This is a genomic window from Deefgea chitinilytica (assembly GCF_016881405.1).
Taxonomy (GTDB): Bacteria; Pseudomonadota; Gammaproteobacteria; order Burkholderiales; family Chitinibacteraceae; genus Deefgea; species Deefgea chitinilytica.
Window position 1 is genome coordinate 1 of sequence record NZ_WOFE01000001.1, and the last position, 24,576, is coordinate 24,576.

General features: G+C 46.2%; 20 protein-coding genes. 12 read left to right on the plus strand and 8 right to left on the minus strand.

The window, feature by feature from the left end:
* On the plus strand, nt 1–282 hold a 282-nt coding region (locus GM173_RS00005; RefSeq protein ID WP_203569290.1), incomplete at its 5' end, for an ATP-binding protein.
* Nucleotides 283–353: 71 nt separating this feature from the next.
* On the opposite strand, the gene thrC is transcribed toward GM173_RS00005, so the two are convergent.
* From thrC to GM173_RS00025, 4 genes are all read right to left on the minus strand, one after another.
* Complete coding sequence (gene thrC / locus GM173_RS00010) at nt 354–1,796, minus strand: threonine synthase (protein ID WP_203569291.1); 1,443 nt, start codon at nt 1,794–1,796, stop codon at nt 354–356.
* Nucleotides 1,797–1,851: 55 nt separating this feature from the next.
* Nucleotides 1,852–2,178: a hypothetical protein gene (locus tag GM173_RS00015; RefSeq protein ID WP_203569292.1), complete on the minus strand. Its 327-nt coding sequence runs from the start codon at nt 2,176–2,178 to the stop codon at nt 1,852–1,854.
* 157 nt (nt 2,179–2,335) lie between these two features.
* A complete protein-coding gene (locus GM173_RS00020) occupies nt 2,336–3,649 on the minus strand; it encodes a homoserine dehydrogenase (RefSeq protein WP_203569293.1) in 1,314 nt (437 codons plus the stop codon).
* Between the two features lie 108 nt (nt 3,650–3,757).
* Entirely contained in the window at nt 3,758–5,002 is a 1,245-nt protein-coding gene (locus tag GM173_RS00025; protein WP_203569294.1) for a pyridoxal phosphate-dependent aminotransferase, read from the minus strand.
* A 168-nt stretch (nt 5,003–5,170) separates the two neighbouring features.
* Between GM173_RS00025 and GM173_RS00030 the strand changes: the two genes are divergently transcribed.
* Nucleotides 5,171–5,539 (plus strand): Mth938-like domain-containing protein, encoded by a 369-nt coding sequence (locus GM173_RS00030; RefSeq protein WP_203569295.1) that lies wholly within the window; start codon nt 5,171–5,173, stop codon nt 5,537–5,539.
* A gap of 141 nt (nt 5,540–5,680) precedes the next feature.
* On the opposite strand, the gene GM173_RS00035 is transcribed toward GM173_RS00030, so the two are convergent.
* The 4 genes from GM173_RS00035 to GM173_RS00050 form a co-directional block, all read right to left on the minus strand.
* On the minus strand, nt 5,681–6,478 hold the full coding sequence (locus GM173_RS00035; RefSeq protein ID WP_203569296.1) for an amino acid ABC transporter permease: 798 nt from the start codon (nt 6,476–6,478) through the stop codon (nt 5,681–5,683).
* Between the two features lie 124 nt (nt 6,479–6,602).
* On the minus strand, nt 6,603–7,355 hold the full coding sequence (locus GM173_RS00040; RefSeq protein WP_203569297.1) for a basic amino acid ABC transporter substrate-binding protein: 753 nt from the start codon (nt 7,353–7,355) through the stop codon (nt 6,603–6,605).
* A 164-nt stretch (nt 7,356–7,519) separates the two neighbouring features.
* The gene (locus tag GM173_RS00045) at nt 7,520–8,344 is read right to left on the minus strand and encodes an HDOD domain-containing protein (protein WP_203569298.1); all 825 of its coding nucleotides are present in this window, start codon (nt 8,342–8,344) and stop codon (nt 7,520–7,522) included.
* 138 nt (nt 8,345–8,482) lie between these two features.
* Nucleotides 8,483–11,392 (minus strand): Rne/Rng family ribonuclease, encoded by a 2,910-nt coding sequence (locus GM173_RS00050; protein WP_203569299.1) that lies wholly within the window; start codon nt 11,390–11,392, stop codon nt 8,483–8,485.
* A 735-nt stretch (nt 11,393–12,127) separates the two neighbouring features.
* Between GM173_RS00050 and GM173_RS00055 the strand changes: the two genes are divergently transcribed.
* The 10 genes from GM173_RS00055 (at nt 12,128) to GM173_RS00100 (ending at nt 24,576) form a co-directional block, all read left to right on the plus strand.
* Complete coding sequence (locus tag GM173_RS00055) at nt 12,128–13,093, plus strand: RluA family pseudouridine synthase (RefSeq protein WP_203569300.1); 966 nt, start codon at nt 12,128–12,130, stop codon at nt 13,091–13,093.
* A complete protein-coding gene (locus tag GM173_RS00060) occupies nt 13,090–13,746 on the plus strand; it encodes an HAD-IA family hydrolase (RefSeq protein ID WP_203569301.1) in 657 nt (218 codons plus the stop codon). The genes GM173_RS00055 and GM173_RS00060 overlap by 4 nt, the downstream gene beginning before the upstream one ends.
* A complete protein-coding gene (locus tag GM173_RS00065; RefSeq protein WP_203569302.1) occupies nt 13,739–14,089 on the plus strand; it encodes a Rieske (2Fe-2S) protein in 351 nt (116 codons plus the stop codon). The genes GM173_RS00060 and GM173_RS00065 overlap by 8 nt, the downstream gene beginning before the upstream one ends.
* Nucleotides 14,086–15,021, plus strand: a complete 936-nt coding sequence (locus tag GM173_RS00070) for a S49 family peptidase (RefSeq protein ID WP_203569303.1) — start codon at nt 14,086–14,088, stop codon at nt 15,019–15,021. Before GM173_RS00065 ends, GM173_RS00070 begins: the two co-directional genes overlap by 4 nt.
* A gap of 11 nt (nt 15,022–15,032) precedes the next feature.
* Nucleotides 15,033–15,812: a flagellar motor protein MotD gene (gene motD, locus GM173_RS00075; RefSeq protein WP_203569304.1), complete on the plus strand. Its 780-nt coding sequence runs from the start codon at nt 15,033–15,035 to the stop codon at nt 15,810–15,812.
* 61 nt (nt 15,813–15,873) lie between these two features.
* Complete coding sequence (locus GM173_RS00080; RefSeq protein ID WP_203569305.1) at nt 15,874–17,610, plus strand: response regulator; 1,737 nt, start codon at nt 15,874–15,876, stop codon at nt 17,608–17,610.
* Nucleotides 17,611–17,790: 180 nt separating this feature from the next.
* Nucleotides 17,791–19,281, plus strand: a complete 1,491-nt coding sequence (locus tag GM173_RS00085; RefSeq protein ID WP_203569306.1) for a tetratricopeptide repeat protein — start codon at nt 17,791–17,793, stop codon at nt 19,279–19,281.
* Complete coding sequence (locus GM173_RS00090; protein WP_203569307.1) at nt 19,265–20,734, plus strand: tetratricopeptide repeat protein; 1,470 nt, start codon at nt 19,265–19,267, stop codon at nt 20,732–20,734. The genes GM173_RS00085 and GM173_RS00090 overlap by 17 nt, the downstream gene beginning before the upstream one ends.
* On the plus strand, nt 20,727–23,687 hold the full coding sequence (locus tag GM173_RS00095) for an ATP-binding protein (protein ID WP_203569308.1): 2,961 nt from the start codon (nt 20,727–20,729) through the stop codon (nt 23,685–23,687). The genes GM173_RS00090 and GM173_RS00095 overlap by 8 nt, the downstream gene beginning before the upstream one ends.
* Nucleotides 23,680–24,576 (plus strand): diguanylate cyclase, encoded by an 897-nt coding sequence (locus GM173_RS00100; RefSeq protein ID WP_203569309.1) that lies wholly within the window; start codon nt 23,680–23,682, stop codon nt 24,574–24,576. The genes GM173_RS00095 and GM173_RS00100 overlap by 8 nt, the downstream gene beginning before the upstream one ends.

The following is a 24,576-nucleotide window of genomic DNA, read 5'->3' on the forward strand; positions in this document are numbered from 1 at the left end:
CAAGCTGGGCGCTGGCAAGAGGAAGTCGAAGCGCGCTTAGAAAATCCGCTCTACGCCGAACGGAAGGCAAGGGTGAAATTTCTGGCAGAGGATGATTACATTCAATTGCACATTAGTGATGAAGGTGCAGGTTTTGACTGGCAGCCGTATTTGGAGTTTTCACCTGATCGCGCGTTTGATCCGCATGGGCGTGGTATCTCAATGGCGCGGATGATGTCGTTTGATAGTTTGGAATATCAAGGTAATGGCAACGAGGTATTGGTTCGCGTGCTGCGAAAATAATAGACTACAACAATATACATTAAAAAAGCCCGCTAGAATTTAGCGGGCTTTTTGATTTTCACGGATGACAATTATTTAATCCGTTCGACCAAATATTGCTTGATCAAGGCCGCATCTGCTTCAATCGCATCAAATCGCTGTGGCAAGGTTTCCAGATCAGCCAAGCCTTTCGGGCGGAACGGCGCTTGTTTGAGCGCTTCTTGCATCGTGTCTTCAAACTTGGCTGGCAGTGCGGTTTCCATAATCACCATCGGCACGTCTGGATTGCGGTGCGCTTTGGCGGCTTTGAAACCATCTGCGGTATGTGGATCAATTTGTACGCCGTATTTCTCGAACACTTCACGAATATGCGCGATGCGGTCGGCGTGATTGCTGGCTTCAGACTTAAAGCCGTAGGTGTCGCGCATCGTCGCGAATTCTTCGGCGCTCAACTCGAAACCGCTACCTGATTCAACGGACTTCCACATTGCTGCTAAACGTTCCGCATCACGACCAACTAGGTCAAATACAAAACGCTCCAAGTTTGACGCTTTGGTAATGTCCATCGACGGGCTGGTGGTTTCATAAGTGCGATCCAGACCACGTGGGTGATAACCGCCAGTTTTGAAGAACTCGTCGAGCACGTCGTTTTCATTGGTTGCGACAATTAATTGGCCAATCGGCAAACCCATTTGACGCGCGATATGACCGGCGCAGATATTACCGAAGTTGCCCGATGGCACGCAAAAATCGACTTTGTCGCCAACTTGTTTGCCGCTGGCCAAAATCATCGCGAAATAGCCTTTGAAGTAATACACCACTTGGGCGACGATACGACCCCAGTTGATTGAATTGACTGCGCCGATTTTGTATTTCGCTTTAAATTCCGCGTCTTTATTCACGTCTTTAACGATGTCTTGGCAGGCGTCAAAAAAGCCATGAACAGATAAATTGAAGATGTTTTCGTCTTGCAGACTAAACATTTGCGCGCGTTGGAACGGGCTCATTTTGCCAAATGGGCTGAGCATAAATACGTTGACGCCCTTTTTGCCGCGCATCGCGTATTCGGCGGCCGAGCCGGTATCACCCGAAGTCGCGCCCAGAATATTGATTTGTTCGCCTTTCTTGTCGAGCACGTATTCAAACAAATTGCCGAGCAATTGCATCGCCATATCTTTGAACGCCAACGTTGGGCCGTTCGAGAGCTCTTGGATGTAGAGATTGGTGTCGAGCTTAATCAGCGGCGTGATGTGGCTGGCTTGGTTTTTTGAGCGACCGTTGCAATACACTTCCGCGGTGTAGGTTTTGTCGATCAGCGCTTTGAGGTCATCGGCAGGAATATCATCGACAAAACGACTGATCACTGCGAATGCCAAGTCGCGATAGTTCAGCGGCGCCATGCTTTCTAAATCAGCTTGTGTGAGCTGCGGGTATTGCTGCGGAATCGACAATCCGCCATCGGCCATCAGGCCACCGAGCAGGATATCGCTAAATTGCTGTGGCGCAACGCCACCACGAGTTGAAATATAGTTCATGGGTATCTGCTTGTAGGTTAATTTATATAATGCTTAGGGTTGTATACCTAGTTGGCTATTTCTGATTTAGAAGTAAAATTGCCGCTTCTAGCCGTTTTGTGTTTTCTCTTGATCGAATGTACGCCGCTACCGCTAAAAAAAATCCGCCCCACGCCATTATGTAAACCAATGCATGATTTAGATGGCTGGATTTCCAGATTTCACCGCTACCAATCCATTCAATTCCGCCTGATTGGAGAAGTCCAATGCCGCAGCCACTGAGTGCAACAAGCCAATCCCACTTAGACACTTTACTTCGGTTAGCGAAGACCGCGAGTGCTTCGGTGCGCGTAACTACATTTTGGGCTAGTTTTTCAGCTTCGACTTGCTCAATCGGATTCATCAGATTCTACGTCCATGGCCTAGGTAGAGATTGAAACAGCGAGCGAGAGGTGCGCAGGCAATGAATAAGAGCTTCGAAAAACCGGAATGTACGTTTGTGTACATGAGGATTTTGAGAGGCTCTTATGAAGCAGCATCCGCGCCTCGCAGCCGCTGTTTTAGCCGTTTAAATGTTCCAAACGCAATTTCACGACTTTACCTGCCGTGCTGGTCAATGCCTCGATTTTGGCAATCGCAACATTGATGTTTTTCTCAATTGCTGTGTGCGTCACGATGACGATTTCAGCAGTTGAGCCGGCTGCGCTGGCTGGTTTTTGCAGCATCGCATCGACAGAAATTTGGCCTTCAGCCAAGATACCCGTTACATCGGCCAATACCCCTGGTAAGTCTTTGGCAGACAGGCGCAGGTAGTAGCAGGTTTCCACTTCTTCGATTGGCAGAATCGGTAGATTCGCCATCGCGCTTGGTTGGAATGCCAAATGCGGTACGCGGTGTTCTGGATCTGCGGTGTGCAAGCGAGTGATGTCAACGAGGTCAGCAATCACTGAAGACGCAGTAGGCTCAGCGCCAGCACCTGGGCCGTAATACATCGTTGCGCCAACGGCATCGCCTTTCACCAGCACGGCGTTCATTACACCATCGACATTGGCGATCAAGCGGCCAGCCGGGATCAGCGTTGGTGAAACGCGCAATTCAATGCCGTTTGGGCGGCGGCGGGTCATGCCGAGTAATTTGATGCGGTAGCCCAATTCCGCGGCGTATTTGATATCGGCAGCATCGAGTTTGCTGATGCCTTCTAAGTAGGCTTTATCAAATTGCACTGGAATACCAAACGCAATCGCGCTCATGATGGTCAGTTTGTGTGCTGCGTCGTGGCCTTCGATATCAAAGGTTGGATCGGCTTCGGCGTAACCCAAACGTTGTGCTTCTGCGAGCACGTCGGCAAACGCCGAGCCTTTGTCGCGCATTTCGGTCAGGATAAAGTTCGATGTGCCGTTGATGATGCCAGCGACCCATTCGATTTTGTTGGCCGTTAAGCCTTCACGTAGCGCTTTGATCACAGGGATGCCGCCAGCAACAGCCGCTTCAAATGCAACCATCACGCCTTTTTCTTGCGCTTTAGCGAAAATTTCATTGCCGTATTCGGCGATCAATTTTTTGTTCGCAGTGACCACGTGTTTGCCATTGGCAATCGCAGCTAGCACCAAATCTTTGGCAATCGTCGTGCCACCGATCAATTCAACCACGATATCGATGTCTGGGTTGTTGACCACATCCATCGCGTTATCGGTTAGGGCGACGCCTTCACCAACCAGTTCACGCGCGCGGTCAAGATCACGATTGGCAGCCATCGTCACCACAATCGGACGACCCGCACGGCGAGCGATTTCTTCGCCATTACGCTTCAAAACGGTGGCAGTACCGCCACCGACAGTCCCCACGCCACATAGGCCTACGTTGATTGCTTTCATTTGTTTTTCCTCGTAGGTCGGGTTAGCGAAGCGTCACCCGACAAATGATTAATATTATTTGCAAATTGATATTGGTGGGTTACGCCTTCGGCTAAACCACCCTACGGTTTATTTAGGCGCAAATTCGCCCGTGCCATGCCGTTTGCGCCATTGCGTTAAAAAGCGCGCTAAGCGATTCAGTGCATCGGTTAGATCATCCAAATTGGGCAGGAAGACCACGCGGAAATGGTCGTGATCTTTCCAATTAAAGCCGGTGCCTTGTACCAAAAGCACTTTTTCTTCATTCAGTAATTCCAGCATTAATTGCTGGTCGTCACTGATTGGATAAATTGCTGGATCGAGCTTAGGGAACATATACAGCGCAGCTTTGGGCTTGATCACTGAAACCCCGGGCATTGCACTGAGCATTTCATAGGCTAAATCGCGCTGCTTGGCTAAACGACCGCCAGGGCAGACCAAATCATCGATGCTTTGATAGCCACCGAGTGCTGTTTGAATGGCGTACATCGACGGCACATTGGCACACAGGCGCATTGTGGCGAGCGTATTGAGGCCTTCGATGTAATCTTTGGCCGATTTTTTATCGCCCGACACAATCATCCAGCCTGAACGATAGCCACAAGCGCGGTAGTTTTTGGAAAGACCGTTAAAGGTTAAAAACAGCACATCATCGGCGAGCGAAGCAATCGAGGTGTGCTTAGCACCGTCGTAGAGGACTTTGTCGTAGATTTCATCGGCACAGATAATCAGGCCAAATTCACGCGCAAGCGCAATGATGTCGAGCAACACTGAATCTGGGTAGAGTGCGCCAGTCGGGTTGTTTGGATTGATAACGACAATCGCCTTGGTTTTGGCGGTGATTTTGGCGCGCATATCGCTAATCGATGGCAACCAGCCGTCGGCTTCATCGCATAAATAATGTCTTGGCGTGCCGCCCGATAAGCTGACTGCCGCTGTCCACAGTGGATAGTCCGGCATCGGCACCAATACTTCGTCGCCATCATTGAGCAAGCCTTGCATACTCATCACGATCAATTCAGATGCACCATTACCGATGTAGATATCATCAACGGTCACGTCGGCAATGTGTTTTTGCTGCGTGTAATGCATGATCGCTTTACGCGCTTGGAACAAGCCTTTTGAATCCACATAGCCTGCCGAGTTGGCGAGGTTGCGAATCACGTCTTGGACGACTTCTTCGGGCGCATCGAAACCAAAATTAGCCAAGTTGCCAATATTCAATTTAATAATGCGATGGCCTTCTTCTTCCATCTGCCGCGCTCGCTCTGGAATCGGCCCGCGAATTTCGTAACAGACGTTCAATAATTTATTGGATTTGAGGATGGCTTCCATCGGTTTGGCCTGCGCAGCAATTTTCAGGGGAAACCCCGTATTCTAAGGTAAGAACGGGAAAAATGGGCAGTCTTGTGCATGAAATGCACATTAAATACGCAATTTTGCGCTTTCAAGTGAATGGGCTTTGGTAGAATCGCTGCAAAATATCTGTAAAGGTCATCCCTTATGAAGCTGCATCAATCAAAAGTAAAAAATGTAAATCAATTTACCGGCTATGACGCCAGCGGCGTCAAAGTGAATGACGAACGTTTTGAAGGAAGCGTGTTGGTGTTACCGAATGCGGTGCATTCATGGCGGCCTAAGTCATTTGCGGATTTGCAAGCGGATGATTTTGCGGCGTTGCTCGAGTTTGATCCGGAACTGGTGTTGTTGGGAACGGGTCGCCAGATTCAATTTCCGCATCCACAGCTATTTGCCGCATTGTCTAGCAAGCGAATAGGGCTTGATACGATGGATACTGGGGCATTGTGCCGCACGTTTAATGTGCTCACCGCCGAAGATCGCCGGGTATTGGCTTTGGTTTTGCATGAGTGATTCATGTATATGTCGCTTTGCCTTTTAAAGTATGGGTTTTGGCGATATACATGTATTTATTTCTTGAATGGTTTAAATGCTTAAAAAGAAAAACCACCGAAAAATTCCGGTGGTTTTTTTGTGCTTGCAGCAGTTAGGCGTTTATACGCCGCCGCTTTGTTGGTAGCGTTTTTCAAGATGGCTGACGCCAGCTGCGAGCACCAAGGTCATAATTAGATAGATGAAGGAGATGGTAAGGTAGGGCTCCCAGTAGCGTGAGTACGCGCCGGCTACGGTGCGGGCGGCATAGGCCAACTCGGCTAGACCAATTGCCGAAACGAGTGAGCTGTCTTTGACCAACATAATCGCTTCATTGCCGAGTGGCGGCAGCATGCGGCGGAACGCTTGCGGAATAATCACAAAGCGCATTGTTTGGCCGTAAGACATGCCGAGCGAACGTGAAGCTTCAAACTGCCCTTTGGCGATTGATTGAATCCCTGCGCGAAAGATTTCGGTGATATAAGCGCCGGCATTGAGGGTGAGGGCAACTAAGCCAGATAAAAATGCGCCGTAATCTTGCCGCAGTGTGGATGCCATTTCACCACTGAGTAATAGGCCATTATCGGGGTGCACCAATAAAGGCATGACAGCAAAGTGCGTGAGTAAAATTTGTACGAATAGCGGTGTGCCACGGAAAAAAGTGACGTAAGCAGTGGCTGGCCAGCGCAATAGAAGTTTGACTGGGTATTTCCAGATCCCATGTTTTACTTCAGCTAGGCGCGCCATGCCCGCAAATAAGCCGATGAGTGTTCCCACTGTAACGGCGACCAGGGTAATTCCGAGTGTCATTTTGATACCGTCGATGAATAAATCGCGGTATTCCCAAACAATCTGTAGCTGGAAATTTTCTAGCAAGGGAATTGCTTGCTGGATTTGTGTCCAGAACGTAATGAAATCCATGTGCTTACCTATTTGAAGCTCAAGAAAAAAGAAGCGCGTCAAATTTCGATGCGCTTCTTCTGGGCTCTAACACACTTCGGTGCATTCAATCGCAATTGAAGTTGTGTTGGGACTGGATCTTGGCTTATTTACCAAAATACTTATTATAAATTTTGTCGTAAGTGCCGTCTGCTTTAATTGCAGCGAGTCCTTTGTTGATTTGTTCAAGCAATGCTTTATTGCCTTTTTTAACGGCAATTCCGTAGTATTCTTTGGCAAAAGTTGCGTCATCAATCATTTTTAGTTTTGAATTTGGGTTGTTGGCTACAAAGTTGACCACGACACCATTGTCTGCGACAACCGCATCAACTCCGCCATTTTCCAGTTCTTTGATTGCTAAAGGTGTTGATTCAAAACGTTTGATATTGGGGCTGGTTTTGCCTTGTAATTTTTGAATGACTTCATCGCCGGTTGTGCCGGTTTGCACGCCAACTTTGAGTGTTTTTAAATCGGTGAATTTACTGACCTTGCTATTTTTGCCAACTGCAATCAGTTGTTTGGCTTCAAAGTAGGGATCAGAGAAGTCCATCGACTGTTTACGCTCTGGTGTAATGGTGACTGATGAAATCACCATATCACGATCGCCAGTGGATAATGTGGCGAAAATTCCTTCCCAAGGGGTGTTGATGAATTTAATTGTCATGCCACTTTTTTTCGCAATCGCTTCAAGAATATCAACACTGAAGCCGACAACTTCTTTTTTATTATTGAGAGATTCAAAAGGTGCATAGGCCGCATCAGTGGCTACTTGGTAAGTTTTGGCTGCGTGTGCATTGCTATTAAAGAGTAGTCCAGCAAATAAAACACTGGCAATGAGACCTAGTTTTTTTGAATTCATTATCGTCTCCAGTTTGGGAAAGAAAAAAGGGCAGAAATGAAGTTTGTATATTCAGTACATACAACCTCACACTGCCCCTGATGCTAGTAAGCTTTAATCCGTAAGATAATCAGGTATTTCCCTAGTTTAGCCTAGCGATTGTTTGATTTTGATCGGTTTTATGATTAGCCAATAATTTCTTCCATGCCACTAGATAGATCTGCAAGTTCGGCTAGTTTTGAATTAAGTCCTTCTTTGCTTATCCCTGACAAACTGAGAATATCTTCAGGAATTTGAGCTGCGAGCTCTTCTGGGCTGGGTTGATCTGCTTGTAAGTTGCTAATGCATTTGGCCAACGCCAGCACCGCGGTGAGTTTGTCGCTTGGTTCTTGGGTGGTGGGGGTATTTTGAAATTTGATCGCTTGTTGAATTTCAGTTGGGAAATTCCAACGTCGAGCCAGCTCTTCACCGACCATGACGTAGTCAAAACCAATATTATTGTCTTCGAGTGCTACTCGGTCGCCACCACTTTCGACGAATTTATCAATTTTAACCGCGATTTCTGGCGCGACGATGTGGATCAGCATTTCGCCAATATTGTGCACCATGCCGCAGGTGAAGGCGACTTCTCCGTTGGTTTTGGCTTGTTTGGCTAGCCATTTACTGATTGTTGCCACTGCAAGACTGTGTTTCCAAAATGCTTTACGATCAAATCCTGGGGTTGCGACAAATGCGCCGGTAATTCCAGAGGCAACGACTAAGGTGCGAACCGTGTTAAATCCCAGGACAACCACTGCTTCTTGAACAGAACCAATTTGTCGGCTAGCACCAAAATGTGCAGAATTAGCCAGCCGGAGTACTTTGGCGGTAATGACTTGATCTTGTGCGATTTTTTTGCCGATGGTATCAATATCGATATCATCATTACTAAAACTATCAATCAGTTCTTGAACTACTTTAGGGATAGTTGGTAGCTTGTGTGTTTGTTCAAAGACTTCTTCGAGTTTCATTGGTTTACTCCCAGAGCATTTTATTATCGGCCAAGCCTAAGTCATACTAGAACACGCTATTTCACTATGCCAGCCAAAGCATAAAAAAAACCGCGCTCATTGCTGAGGGCGGTTTTAATTTTATTGGAGCTGTTGAGCTTATTGTTGCTTGGTTTCCACTTGCGCTAGCGGTGCAGCATCTGTACCTGTTGTTGCTGTGTTTGTTACCACATCCTTTCGGCGGCGCACAGTGTGAACAGGTGATGCGATTTGCTCTGGCGTTACGACTGATTTGCTAATCGTTTCTACCATTTGCAAGGCGACCACTTCGCTATTGACCACCGGTTTGGTTTGGCTGTCACGACGTCGACGTGGTGTATTGCTGTCAGTCGTTGCTGCTGGAGCTACTGCAGCAACGGAGGCTGATTCAAGTTGACGGGTCGCTACTTGTTGCAATCCAACACTTTCTGGCGTAGCTACTTCAATGACCGGGGGGAGGGTCGCTGCGGCGCTTTCTGCTTCCACGATGGGGGTTTCAAGTGCCGGTGCGATCGGTTCAGTCACTGCTGCCGTAGTTTCAGGCACCAATGCGATTGGCTCAACAACTGTAGCAGCCGTATCCGCTTCAGTTGTTACCGGTTCTGCACTAATTGCTATGGTAGGACTTGGCGCTGCGACTGGGGTTGGTTCAATAATCGCCGTTGTGCTGATTGCTGCCGCAACGGAGGCTTGCTCGATTGGTGTTACTTTAGCTTGAGCCACAGTAACATCGGCGCTAGCAGAATGATCTACTGCTGTGCTTGCACTTGCTGTCACAATGGTCTCAACCACGACCGTAGCTACTTCAGTATCCGTGTTGGTAATGACGGTTTCGGCTGCGATGTTTTCGGCTACAACTGTTGTTTCGACATCATTGCGGTCACGGCGATCACGACGGCCGCGACGGCGACGACTACGAGTTTCGCTGCTGTTTTCAGCGGTGGCCGTAATGCTTTCCGGTGCCGTGCTCACTGCAGACAAGTCGGCTTTGAGTGTATCGCTGCGCTGTTCGTTGCGTGGTGTACGTTCGGCACGTGCTTGTCGTTCTGCGCGAGGTTGACGTTCCGGCCGTTCAGCGCGTTCGCTGCGTTCGGCTTTTTCTGGGCGAGGTGTTGCTTCACGTTTTTGCAAATCTTCTTCGATACGTGGTTTTCCCCCGCGGCCATTGCGCTCGCTACGGTCTCCGCGTTCACGATTGCTGCCTTCTGCGCGTCCTTCATTGCGGCCACGGCGGTTGTCGCTGCGGTTACGTTGTGGGCGGGGCGCTGGTTTTGCTTCCTCAACTTTTGCTTCCTCAGGTGTTGCGCTAAACCAAGAAACAATTTTTTGCCATAGAGAAGGTGATTTTGAGGTTGCAGCAGGGCGTGCACTACGCTCAGAGCTTGCTGGTGCTGGTAGTGATGGCGTAATGCCTTTTACCGCAGCTTCTGGACGTTTTACTTGCTCTTCTTTGGTTTTGGCGAGTTTGTAGCCTTCATCTGTGGCAGGCTCGACCATGCGATATGAAGGAACAATTTCTTCCATCTGATTGACATCATCATGGCGAAGGCGAGTAATGCTGTAATTCGGTGTTTCCAAATTGGTATTTGGAATCAGAATCACGCCTACTTTCAGGCGATCTTCGACGGCAAACAATTCGGCACGTTTTTCATTGAGCAAGAATGTTGCAACATCAACCGGCACTTGTGCGTGGATGGCGCCGGTGTTTTCTTTCATTGCTTCTTCTTGGATGATGCGCAAGATGTGTAATGCTGACGATTCGATACCACGAATAAAACCAGTGCCGTGGCAGCGTGGGCAGGCCATGTGGCTGGTTTCTTCCAATGACGGTTGTAAGCGTTGGCGGGATAATTCGAGCAGACCAAAGCGGCTGATTTTGCCTGTTTGCACACGGGCACGGTCGTGGTGCAAGGCTTCGCGCACACGATTTTCAACGTCGCGTTGGTTTTTTGGGTTTTCCATGTCGATGAAGTCGATCACGATCAAACCACCGACATCACGCAAACGCATCTGGCGAGCGATTTCATCGGCCGCTTCAAGGTTAGTGCGGACGGCTGTTTCTTCGATGTCGCCACCGCGAGTTGCTTTCGCCGAGTTCACATCGATTGACCATAGTGCTTCGGTGCGGTCGAGTACGATTGCGCCGCCCGATGGCAAGCTGACTTCGCGTGAATACGCTGTTTCGATTTGGTGTTCGATTTGAAAACGTGAAAACAGCGGCACGTCATCTTGGTAGAACTTCACTTTGTGCACGCTGCCTGGCATCACATGCGCCATGAATTGTTGTGCTTGCTCGTAAATATCGCGTTTATCGATTAGTAATTCACCGATATCAGGTTGGAAATAATCGCGAATAGCGCGGATCACCAAGCTTGATTCTTGATAAATCAAAAACGCGCCAGTTTTACCTTTCGGTTTGCCATCAGCATCTTTTTCACCTGCCGCGGCATTTTCGATGGCGCGCCAGAGTTGTAATAGATAAGACAAATCCCATTGCAGTTCTTCGGCATTGCGGCCAATCGCAGCGGTGCGCGCGATCAGGCTAGTGCCTGCTGGTGTGTCAAGCTGGTCCATTGCGGCGCGCAATTCATTGCGTTCTTCGCCTTCGATGCGGCGAGAAACACCACCTCCGCGTGGATTGTTTGGCATCAAGACCAAATAACGGCCAGCCAAACTAATGTAGGTGGTTAGTGCGGCACCTTTGTTGCCACGTTCGTCTTTTTCGACTTGAACGATGACTTCTTGGCCTTCAGTGAGGTTGCCCGCAACGCGGCCACGGCCACCTTCGCCGTCGCCCATATAGGAGCGTGCGATTTCTTTGAATGGCAAGAAACCGTGGCGGTCGCAGCCGTAGTCGACGAAACACGCTTCGAGCGATGGCTCGATGCGGGTAATAACGCCTTTGTAGATGTTGGATTTACGTTGTTCACGGCCAACAGTTTCGATGTCGAGGTCGATCAGTTTCTGACCATCAACGATGGCGACGCGTAGCTCTTCGGCTTGTGTCGCATTAAATAGCATGCGCTTCATGTAGTACTCCGGCGCACACTGGACGGATCGATTTTGAATCGACAGGGGGATGAAGACGTCAGTTCGGCGTGACCATAGCCATGTTATCCGGCGCAGAAGAAAGGGCATCAGCGGGAGATAAATTAAATGGTTACGTGTTGCGACTTAGGAACTGGGTATCGTTCTCCGCAATAATCTAAATAAGGTCTGTCTAGCTATACCCCAAGTTTCTTTCGTTTAGACAACTCAGGGTAAATCAATCCGGTCAGTGCACTAATGTAATAAATCAATTACCATCGCTGCTTGAAACTACGGTGAGCGTTATAACCGTTTTTCCGTTTCGGTTTCTGGAGTCGCTTCTCTGAACTAACGAGCCCCGCGCAGCAGCTCCTAAAAGGAGTAGGTAGATAATGTGTTTATCTACGGCGGGAAAGAATTCGTCAGGTGTGAAGCTGAGCAAACAGAAAAAGAACGGAGATATAATCAGTCGGTGGTGCGCTGTTAGCATCGCCACGGGCAATTTAGCAGTATTTTTTTATGTTTCGTTATCGACACAAAAAACTTCGCAAGACGCATCGTTCAAGATTGTACGAGCTGTACGGTTAGAACCAGCCTCGAAGCGAGGGTTTTTTTGTTTTTGATCGCGATAAAAACACCTAAATTGCGTTGCACCCCTATCTTTAAGTCGTTTTTACGAGGCTTAAAGTGGCTACAACCTGCTGCATAATTGCAGCGCGTCACAGAGTATATGTCAATATGTCCGAGACAAGCAAAGCGTCTGTCACTTTCGTGACGGTCGATAGTGAGGATGCGGGTCAGCGGCTCGATAATTTTTTATTAAAAATGCTCAAAGGCGTGCCAAAAAGTCACATCTATCGCATCGTTCGGTCGGGTGAAATTCGTGTTAATAAAGGGCGCGTTGATGTGACTTATCGTCTGATTGAGGGCGATGTGTTGCGGATTCCGCCAGTGCGAGTTGCTGAAAAAGTAGCGATACCAAGTACGGTGTCAAACGCAGCCGATTTAGTGCAGATTCCGATTGTGTTTGAAGATGAAGCTTTGATTGTACTCAATAAACCATCTGGCATGGCGGTACATGGCGGCTCAGGAATCAGTTTTGGGGTGATTGAATTATTGCGTGCACAGCGCCCGCAAGCCAAATTTTTAGAACTAGTGCATCGACTTGATCGTGATACATCGGGCTTATTGTTGGTGGCGAAAAAACGCAGTGCTTTGGTTAAGTTGCACGAAGTGCTACGAGATAATCATCGGATTGATAAACGTTATTTGGCCTTGGTGCAAGGCGTGTGGCCCCATCCGCGCTCGCACATTAAATTTAAATTACTGAAATATGAGTTGCCCGATGGTGAACGTCGCGTGAAGGTGCATAGCGATGGACTCACTTCGCACACGACGGTGAATTTGAAACAAGTTTGGCCTGGTAAAGCGAGCTTGCTTGAGTGTGAGTTGAAAACGGGTCGTACGCATCAAATTCGGGTGCATTTATCTGAAAGTGGTCATCCGATTTTGGGCGACGATAAATACGGTGAAGCGTCGGTGAATAAAGCGTTTTCGCGTGACGGGCTAAAGCGGATGTTTTTACATGCGTGGCGCTTAGGGCTAGATCATCCATTGACTGGCGTGCGAATGGAGTTGGAGGCACCATTGCCACCAGAGCTGCAGTCTTATATTGATAAATTAAATGCACAAGGAACAGTATGAGTCGTCAGTTTGACTTACTCGTTTTTGATTGGGACGGTACCTTGATGGACAGTACCGGGATGATTGCACGTTCGATTCAACGCTCATTTGCTGATGTGGGTTTACCCGAACCAAGTGATGAAGCGGCGCGGTTTGTGATTGGTTACGGTTTGCACGAGGCGATGCAGTATCTTGCCCCCGAATTGGAGCAGTCAAAAATACAACAAGTCGTCGATGCGTACCGTGGGCATTTTTTAGCTAAAGATCACGAGTTGCAATTGTATGCAGGGGTTAAAGAGTGTCTGCCGCGTTTGCAAGCAGCTGGTTTTCGTTTGGCGGTAGCAACCGGTAAGTCGCGAGCTGGTTTAAACCGTGTTTTGGCTGCCACTGAATTAGCGCCTTACTTTGAAGCGACGCGCACGGCGGATGAAGCCTTTTCAAAACCCCACCCCGCGATGCTCGAGTATATTTTGGATGTGACTGATGTGCCTGCTGAGCGTGCGGTGATGATTGGTGATACTACGCATGATTTACAGTTAGCGATCAATGCGGGTACTGCCAGTTTAGCGATGAGTTATGGTGCTCATCCGCTGATAGACTTGTTGCCACTCAATCCACTAGCGCATTTTGATGATTTTTCTGCATTGACTGATTGGATTTTGGTGCATGGCTGAGCGCTGGCTTTGTCGATCAGATTCCGTGCTTGAGCGTGGCTTGGCGTTTCGTTTTGTTGTACAACAGCAGGGGCGGCAACGCAATGCAATCGTGATACGTTTTGCCGACCGTGTTTATGGTTATATCAATGAATGTGCCCATGTGCCTATCGAGCTGGATTACAATTTAGGCGACGTTTTTGATCTAAGCCGTGAATATTTAATCTGCTCGACCCACGGTGCATACTACAATCCTCGTAATGGATTGTGTTTGGGTGGCCCGTGTACGGGGCGGCGATTACAAGCAATTGCAGTAGTAGAACATGATAATGCCATTTGGCAGATAGAGGAAAACCAAGTATGAATGAAGCTTATGAACGTAGCGTCTTGCAAGATGTGTTAACGGCATCGATTAAAGAGCAGCGTCGCGCACGTCGTTGGGGGATTTTCTTTAAACTACTGACGTTTAGTTATTTATTTATCATTTTAGCTTTAGTAATGGGCTGGATTGGTAATCGAGATGGCGACAAACTCGCTAATCAAGCACATACCGCGGTGGTTGATTTGCAAGGAACAATTGCCGCTGGTGGTGAAACCAATAGTGCATTAGTGGTGGATGGATTAAAAGCCGCTTTTGAAGATAAAAATACCAAAGCGGTGATTTTGCGAGCTAATAGTCCTGGCGGCAGTCCGGTGCAAGCAGGCATGATGCGCGATGAGATTGAGCGTTTGAAAAAACAATACCCACAAACGCCGTTTTATGTCGTGATCGAGGATATTTGTGCTTCGGGTTGCTATTATGCGGCAGTGACGGGGAACAAAATTTTTGCGGATAAAGCATCGATTGTGGGTTCGATTGGCGTGCTGATGGATGGCTTTGGTTTTACTGGTGTGATGGAAAAAGTCGGCGTTGAGCGTCGTTTGCTCACTGCTGGTGCTAATAAAGGCTTTTTAGATCCATTTTCACCACAAAGCCCTGAGCAAAAAGACCGAGCAATCGGGATGCTCAATGAAATTCACCAGCAATTTATTGGCGTTGTGAAAGCTGGGCGTGGCAAGAAATTGGCGGATAATCCAGATGTATTTTCTGGTTTAGTGTGGTCGGGTGAAACGGGGATAAAGTTGGGTTTGGTCGATGCGTTTGGTTCGGTCGATAGCGTGGCGCGTGATATTGTGAAGGTTGAAAATATCGTTGATTTCACGCCGCAACCAAGTTTCTCGGATCGAATTGCTCGTCAATTGGGCGTGGCTGCTGCAACTACGTTGAGCTCGCAGCTACGAATGCAAATTAAGTAAAGAGCAAGACAATGGCACGCAAACAACGGCATGAAGAGCATGAAAATCACGAGCGCTGGCTGGTGTCTTATGCGGACTTTATTACGCTATTGTTTGCGTTCTTTGTCGTGATGTATGCCATTTCATCGGTTAACGAGGGCAAGTATAAAGTGTTATCCAATGCTCTTGTTGATGCGTTTCAACAGCCACAAACCTCTGCACCGAAAGTTCAGCTTGATAATCAAACGATTAAAGGCGCCCCCCCAAAACTGATGGTGATTCCTGCGCCAAGCGCTTTGCCTAGCAATCCAAAATTAGATGAGCAGGCGCAAAAAATGCGGGGGATGGCGGGGGACTTACGTCAGTCTTTGGGTAATCTGATTGATCAAGGTAAAGTCAAAGTTACACAATCAAAGCGAGGTATTGCAGTCGAAATTAGCGATTCGATTTTATTTGATACTGGGCGCGCCGATTTGCAAAGTAGTTCACAAGAAGCGCTGTTAGCAATTGCGAGCTTGGTACAAAACAGCGATAACTTAATTCAGGTCGAAGGCCATACTGATAATCAACCCATACGCGCCGGCCAGTTTCCGAGTAATTGGGAGCTTTCAGCCGCTAGAGCTGCTAGTGTAGTGCGTTTGTTTGAACAGGCGGGCGTTGCACCACAGCGCATGGCTGCGATTGGCTTTGGTGAGTTTCGGCCCATGGATACGAATGATCAAGCCCAAGGTCGAGCCAAAAATCGCCGCGTGACTCTAAATATCTTGGCAGATAATAAAGATGAAGTTGCGATTTTGCCAAATGGGCAATAATCGCTAGTCAAATTCTGTTTATGCCATCTATATTGCCAACTCACCCACCGTGCTGTGCAATATGAATTCTTCCGACCCTCTTGTCCTTCACCGAACCACCGAGCTAATTTACCGTAACTCGGCCGCTGGTCAATTCATTTGTATTATTACTGCGACTATTTTAGTGGTCGCGCAGAGTGGCGCGCATGAATTAGCTTCACTATTAATGTGGTGGTGTATTGCCAGTGGTGTTGCGGTGTATCGGCTATGGTGTACCCGCGCGTACCAAAATACCGATAATCCGCACGCTAGGTTGTGGCGAAAACGCGTGAATTTCGGCGTCGGTCTGACGGGCTTGGTTTGGGGCATAGGTGGTGTTTTTTTAATGACAACCTCACCCGAGTCCTTAAAGCTACTCACTGCATTTATTTTGGCAGGGATGGTCGCGGGGGCGGTTCCCGTTCTTGGCGCGATGTTATCGGCGATGCGGATTTTTGCTGTCTTGATGTTGACCCCGATTTTGATCGCGGCTTGTTTTGGGCAGACTCGAGTAGACCTTTTTCTTGGCTTGCTCAGCGTGATCTATTTAGGTGTCATGCTAAAGAGTTCCAAATTATTTAATGACGCCTTGGTCGATAGTATTTTACTCGAGCAAAAACAAGCCAATCTTGTAGAGCAATTAGTCATTGCTCGAAATGCCGCGGAGGCGGCAAGCCAAGCCAAAACTGAATTTATTGCCAACGTGAGTCATGAAATTCGCACACCGATGAATGGGATTGTCGGGATGGCTCATTTATTGGCTCAAGGTGAGTTAAGCCCACAGCAGCGTGAAGAAGTGGAAATTATTCGTTCATCTTCCGATTTATTGCTCGCTTTGATTAATGATGTGCTCGATGTATCTAAGATTGAAGCAGGATATTTGCATCTGGATATTCAAGCTTTTGATTTAAAAGACTTGCTAGATGGCCTTGTGCAAATGTTTCAAGTCGCTGCACACAATAAGGGCTTGTATTTAAATTTAGTGTGGGATGGTCAATTACCGGGGCCGGTGGAAAGTGACCCATTACGATTACGACAAATTCTCGTTAATTTAATCGGTAATGCTTTGAAATTTACCCATCAAGGCGGAGTGTCGGTCTGCATTAAAACCGAGCAAGAAAGTCTGGGCTGGCGAATTGGGTTTTCTATTATTGATAGTGGCATCGGAATTGCACCAGACCGAATGCCACACGTATTTGATGCGTTTATTCAGGCGGATGGCTCTCTAACTAGGCAGTATGGTGGCACAGGCCTTGGCTTAACGATTTCACAACATTTAGCAAATGCTTTAGGCGGCAGCATTACTGTGGCTGCTAATCCAGACGGAGGTAGTATTTTCTCGTTTGAATTGTTATTGAATAATTCCTATTTGTTTCACCCCGAAGAAATCCATGAGCCTTTTGAACCACGCTCATTGCATATTTTACTGGCTGAAGATAATCCGACCAACCGTTTGGTGGCCTTACGCCTACTAGAAAAAATGGGGCATCAGGTCATCTGTGCTGAAAATGGGGAAATCGCGGTCACTTTGTACCAACAACATCAATTTGATTTGGTGTTAATGGATATGCAAATGCCAGTGATGGATGGCTTATTAGCGACCAAAACAATTCGGCAACTTGAGGCACAGTCCGGCGCGCCGCGTTTGCCAATTATTGCATTAACAGCGAATGCACTGGATCGCGACCGTGAAGCTTGTATGGCAGCTGGCATGGATTGCTTTTTAACTAAGCCGATTCGTTCGGAGTTATTAGCTGAAACAATTGGCATCTATTCTTAATGGTATATATCTAAAGCGATTGATTTGTAATGCTTTTGAAGTAATACATCTGATTTTTACTGTCGGGTCTGATTTTAGTTCTTTCGTCACGTTCAAATTCCTTTTCTCGCAATTTCTGTGTTCAGCATCTACTCTTAAGTGTTCAGCATACTTGCTGTTGTCGCTGTTAGGGAGTGCCCGTTGCAGGAGTTTTCTTCACTGAGTATTGAGCAGTTGCCGGCAGTATTTGCCCGGCTTGAAGCTTTATTCTTGCTCGATATTGAACAAGCTTACATTGCCAGCAGTGCGGTATTGGCTCGTTGTAAACAGCTGAAAGTGCCAGATGCAACGATGGCAAAGATGCTGCTGATTCATAGCAAAATGTTATGGGGAAAAGGGCAATATCACGCGGCTTTTTATTCTGTCGTATTAACTTTGAAGAAAATTCGAGAATCGTCGACATTTGAATTGAAGTCAGAGGCTTTTTTATGGCGTGGATTGTGTAATTTAAGTTTGAAGCGTCATGTGGTCGCTGTCGAAGATTTTACTTACGCTGTCGAGTTGGCGCTAGAGTATTCTCAAATTAGTATTGCGATTGAAGCATATGTCAATATTAGTCAAATTTATTTTTTTGCCGGGCAGTTAGATACGGCAAAAGAGATATTAATTATTGGCTATCGCTTGGCCGTATTATTAAATGACCATAAGCAAATAACAAAAAGTGGCATTTTCTTAGCGAACACCCTTAATGATATAGGTGATTATGAAAATGCACTGTACTTATTGCGGCAGATTGAGGCAAGTGCTTTACAGCATGGTGATATGACTTGGGTTGTTGAGGTTGGTAAAACAATAGCAATTTCTTATGTTGCGTTAGGTCGTTTTGAACTAGCTGAATTGTATTTTGAATCAATGTTGGCGATTGCGGATTTTAATAATGCACTATGGGCAAAAGCAATTACCTTGCTAAGTTATGGTGATTTTTTAATTCAGCAATCCCGCTATGCAGAAGGCGTCGATTGCTTGTTAAAAGCCGATGAAGGAGTTAACCACTTTGATAATGGATACTTGCAGCAGAAAATAGCATATCTTAAAGTGCTGGCTTATAAAGCAGATAAAGACTTTAAAAGTGCTCTGTTAGAAATGAAGAAATACAAGAGGTTTTCTGATGCTATTTTCTCTAGTGATTTGTTAAGTGATTTGAAAGGTAAAGGGTTAAATTTATCTAGATTAGATCGATCGCGTAAAAAAATATCAAAAACGCGACAAGACTTTGAGCAGATGCTTGATTTAATTTCCCCAGGCGAGTCGCGCTCTCGTTATCAGCAGTTTCAGTATCGCTGTGCTAATGCATCGATTGATATTCCTATTCTTCATTTACAGTTTTCTGGCGTCTCTGTGGTGCAAGGGCAGTTTTTACAAAAAATCAGTGCTTTACTGCGAGAGTTCTGTCTTGGCGATTCGACGTGGACCAAACTCCCCAATCTAGCGTATTTACTGATTCTTGAAGATTCCAATGATTCGACTGATGAATTAATCAGTAAGTTAAAAGAAATGATTATTGACTTTCCATGGGCTTGGCATGGTTTGAGTGCACCACAAATTGAAGTAACAGAAATAACTTCACAGCAAGCATCTGAGCTGCTGCAGCCAATAAAAAAAGGAGGAATTGAAATTGAACTCCTTATCTAATTCAGTTCATTTTCCAATGATTGAATATCAATTTGAGCAAGTCGAGTCTGCGTATTGGAGGGCGGGTGAGGATAGTAGGGATTTGTGTTTTCAATTAATTGAAAATTGTAAAAAATATCACCATCCGATGCTCGGCTATGCTTATGTGCTTTATGGCCGAATATTACTGGCCTTTGGTGAGGATGAAAAAGCATTACATGTGTTAACAAAAGGAAAGCGACTGCTCGATGAGTCGCAAGATTTAGAGCGTCGTCCATTGGCGATGCTATGGTTAGCTAGTGCTTTATTGCGTAACAAAAAACATATTCCTGCGGTGGAGATGTGGGTTAAAACGATTGAGTCTGCTTTAGAGTTGAATCAGATTGAATATGGGGTTGAAGCTTATCTGAATGTTGCATTAGTTTATTATCAGGTTGAGCAGTATGCGACCGCTGATCTACTCATGAAAAATGGACTGAAACTTGCCGAATCAATTAATAATAAAAAGTTAATTGCAAAAAGCGGTATTTTTCTAATGGAGAGTTTTTTAAATTCTGGTAAATATGATTTGGCGCTCGCTTTGTTAGTTCGGATTGAGCCGCATGCCGTAGCTCATGGTGATTTAACGTGGCTGGTTCAAATTTGCAATGGCTATGCTCAGTGCTATTGGCATTTAAATGATGTGGATTTGGCTGTTGAGTATTTTGAGTATTCACTCTGTATTGCAAGAAAATGCAATTTGTCATGGGCGTATTGTGTAACTGTAGTTGCTTACAGTGAATTTTTGCAGCAAAGAAATCAAATTGCCGATGCATTTTCATTGTTGCAGTATGCAAGTACATTATTAAAATCAACCAATATTGGAAATCTAGAGGAGAAATTAAATCAGTTGTTTTACCTAGCTCATAAAGAACAAGGTGATTTTCGCTCGGCTTTATATATTTTACGCATTTATGAGCATCAGGCTGTGCAGCATTTAGCCAGTGAGTTAGGTATTAAGGGCTACAAGCTGAATCTGAGTCGGCTCGAGAAAGCGCGGAGTATGTTGATTCGAACGCATTTAAAGTTTGAAAAATTGGCAGGCTGGGTGATGCCAGGTGTTTCTTTACAGCATTTGCGGCAATTTCGTCTACGCTGTGAGTGTGCTGCCTCAACTGATCGAGTCATTGAATTGAGTTTGAATACGCCCGTTGAGCCAGTGATTGAGTTGCGTATGGCTACAATTTTAAATGATTACTGCACATTAAATGATTTATGGATTTTTATCCCACCTAATCGCTACGTGATTTACCCCGGAGAGGCTCAGTCTATCTTAATGGACTTTGCAAATCGGGTGGCGGCCGCAATTGAGAGACAGTCTTGGTTGCGTTATGGCGTACCCGCAGTGCGGGTTAAAGTAAAACTACAATTAGCGAGTGAAGCAATGATCAAGCAGGTTGATTTGTTGCTGAAAAAGGAACTTGAGAGTGCCTGAAACTTTAGACAGTTTGCTGACTCAACTGGCGCATTATCGTCGGCATAATTTTGACCAAGCGCGACAATTGGCTGAGCGTTTGGTGGCGTTTGCTCAGCAAGAACAAAATGAAGAAGTACTGGCACAAGCTTTATTTTTATTGGGGGAGTCACTAGAAAAAACGGGTGAGTTTATCTTGGCTCGAGAAATATTAGAGCAAGCCGAGGCACAGGCGAAAAAATTAAATTTAGTGAGTATTTTGCTTGATATTTATGAATGTTTAGGCAAAGCGTATTACACCTTGGGCGATTTGAATTCTGCACTCAGTACTTGGGGGCACTGTCTTGAATTAGCATTAGATCAGCATTCGATTGTTCATTACATTAAAGCATACGTCGGGATTGGTGGTGTTTATTTGTATTTTGGTATGGTGGAAGAATCGCTGCGGCATCATCAAATTGCCTATGAGTATGTGCAGGAACTGGATGATCCTCAATTACTAATGATGCTGCATTTATGGCTAGGCAGTGATTATCAGCAATTAGGGCAGCATCAACAAGCGTTGCACCATCTTGCTCAGTGCCGTGCCTTGTACTCACAGACCAATGACGTGGGCGTAATGAGCGAAGCCATTATGCATTCTGGCTTTGCTTATCTTGGGCTGGGGCAATATTCCGAGGCTAAACAATATTTTTATCAAACCATTACTTTATCGCAACGCCACCACCATTCTTGGTCGATAACAATGGCGCAATTGGGCTTGGCAGAAGTGTTATTAATGCAAGGGGAAATGCAAGCGGCATTAATTGAATCGCAAAAAGCACTTGAGTTGGCGCGACATGGTGGCTCACAGCACCAAGAAATGAAAGCCTGCAAAATTCAGTCTGCTGTTTATGAAAGTATGGGGCAATTTGAATTGGCTCTGAATTTATATGAGCGACACACTGAATTATCCATCCAGTTAGCGAAGGAGCGTACATTTACTCAGATCGAAAGTAGTACGATGCGCAAAATTTCGCGGATGGAAATGCGGCTGAAATTATTAAAAGCAGAGCAGCAAAAAAAGAATATTCTCGATGAGAGCATTCGGCAACAAGCGGAGCATTTAGCGGAAAAAAACACGCTGATTGCTATTAATCAAGCTAAGAGTGATTTTCTCGCTTTGATTAGCCATGAAATTCGGACGCCGCTTTCTGGCGTGATTGGCATGCTTCGTTTGGCTAGTAGTCAAAAAGATTTACGGCCGGCAACTCGTTCTCAAGTGCGGATGGGGTTAGAGAATGCAGAGTTATTACTTGATATTATTAATGATATTTTAGATGTCTCAAAAATAGAGGCAGGCAAACTCTCTATTGAGTCGATTCCATTTGATTTACTTAAATTATTGCATCAGGTTGTCGATTTTTTTGCGGTGCGCGCTGAAGAAAAAGGCATTTCCTTTGTTTTAAAGCTAGATCACTTTTCACCAACCGGTTGCCTCGGTGATCCGATGCGTATTCGGCAAATCTTGTTCAATTTAATCGGTAATTCAATTAAATTTACCGAGCATGGCTGCGTCACAATTACGGCCTATCGTGATAGCGAGCAAGTCAAAATTTTGATTAGTGATACAGGGATTGGGATGGACGATCAAACCATAGGTCGCTTATTTCAAAAATTTGAACAAGCCGATACGTCAACCACGCGCAAGTATGGTGGTACTGGCTTAGGACTTTCGATTAGCCGTGGCTTGGTTGAATTAATGCATGGTTCATTAGGGGTGACGAGCGCGCCAGGCGAGGGGAGTCATTTTCGGATTGAGATTCCATTGCCTGTGGCTGAGGTGCCTGCTGAAGTGGCACCGAGTGAATTGCCTATTCAAAGCTTGAGTCATCAAATTCGGGTACTGTATGCCGAAGATATTCAAACGAACCAGCTAATTGTTGGTGCGCTGCTTGAGGAAATGAATCTTTCTTTGCACATTGTTGAAAATGGTTTGGAAGCACTAGAAGCCTTAGCAAAAACGCCGTTTGATGTGGTGTTAATGGATTGGCGAATGCCTATCATGGATGGAATGACTGCCACTCGTTTAATTCGAGCAGGCGGAAATTTGCAATATAAAGTGCTAGATTCAGAAGTCTACGTGATTGCATTAACTGCGAATGCGACCGAAAAAGAAAAACAAGAAGGCGCCGCAGCAGGTATGAATGATTATTTAACCAAACCCGTGTCGGTGCGTGAATTACACGACGCATTAAGTAAAGCGATACGCTTTCAATTGGCGCGAGGTGCTGATTTGCCAGTGATGCCCACCTCGTTTCAGTTTAATGCAGTAAAGCAAGCGAAAACTACCTCTATCGAGAAAGCGTGGATTACGCAATTATCCGATCGGGGAGTGGCGGTCGAAGATGCTTTGGATCGGCTTAATGGCAATGAGCAGCGGTATCAACGGTGGTTGCATCATTTTTTCATTGAAAATAGCGCCTTTTTTGATGCCTTAGCCCAGCAGAAATCAATCGAACAATTGGATCAGTACATCGCACAAGTTCATGCCATGCGGGGAGTCTCTGGCACATTAGGATTGATGGATTTTTATACGCTAGCCAGTGATTTGGAACAAAACCTGTTTATGGCACAAAAGCAAGGCGCGACAGAGCTGCCGGATTTTTCTGAGCTAGAGCTTGCTTGGCGTAGTGCGAAACGATTTATTTTGCCGTTAGTGAGCATTGCACCGCAGGATGAGCCACCTAAGCCAATACAGGGATTATTGCCGACGAGCAGTTTGCCATCACTTATTAATTTACAAACTGCTTTGCAAAGTAATAGTTTACGCGCAAGAAAAATGCTCAGTTTAGTGTTGCAAGAATTGTCTGACGAACAAAAAAATTTATTAAATGAAGTAGCCACGAAGCTCGAGGTGTTGGATTACCCTGCCGCTTTGCTTGCACTGAATCAACGAATGCCTAAGGTGACCGAGGGATCAACACATGGCTGATCGCTACATTTTGGTTGTTGACGACCAGATGAACAATATCGAGACTTTGGGTGAAGTGTTGGGGGATGAGTACGATGTGCATTTTGCGCTCAGCGCCGAACAAGCTTTGGTGCAAATTGCCCAACACCTGCCAGAGCTGATTTTGCTCGATATTATGATGCCTGAAATGGATGGATTTCAGTTATGTGAGATTTTGAAGGCTAAGGTTGAAACTCGGGACATTCCAATTATTTTTATTACCTCGCTTTCTACCCCAGATCAAGAAACACGAGGCTTAGAAGCAGGGGCGGTTGATTACATCGTCAAGCCGTTTAATGCCTCGATTGTGCGTGCGCGCGTGCATAATCATTTAGAGCTCAAGCGAACCAAAGATTTATTACGCGTGTTGTCACAAACCGATGCATTAACGGGTTTGGCGAATCGGCGCCGACTGTTTGAGCATTTGGATACGGTGCAAGATAAGGCGCTGCGCTTAGATCAGCCTTTGTCGGTGTTATTGATCGATGTCGATTCGTTTAAACCGTATAACGACTTATATGGCCATATTGCTGGCGATGTTTGCTTGCAGCGGGTGGCGGGTACGATTCAATCTTCACTGCGCTCGGTGACGGATATGGGGGCTCGCTATGGTGGTGAGGAGTTTTGCTGCGTGCTGGAAAATGCCGATCAGGATTTGGCTTTGCAAATTGCCGAACGGATTCGCGCCAATATTGAAACGCTGCACATTCCACATTTGCACAGCATGGTTTTGCCGATTGTGACGGTGAGCATTGGGGTCGCCAGCTCCACCAGTAGCAATCGCAGCTTGCATGCAAATCTACTGATGGCCGCTGATAAAGCGCTGTATGTTGCTAAAGATAAAGGCCGAAATCAAGTGATTGTCCTTTAG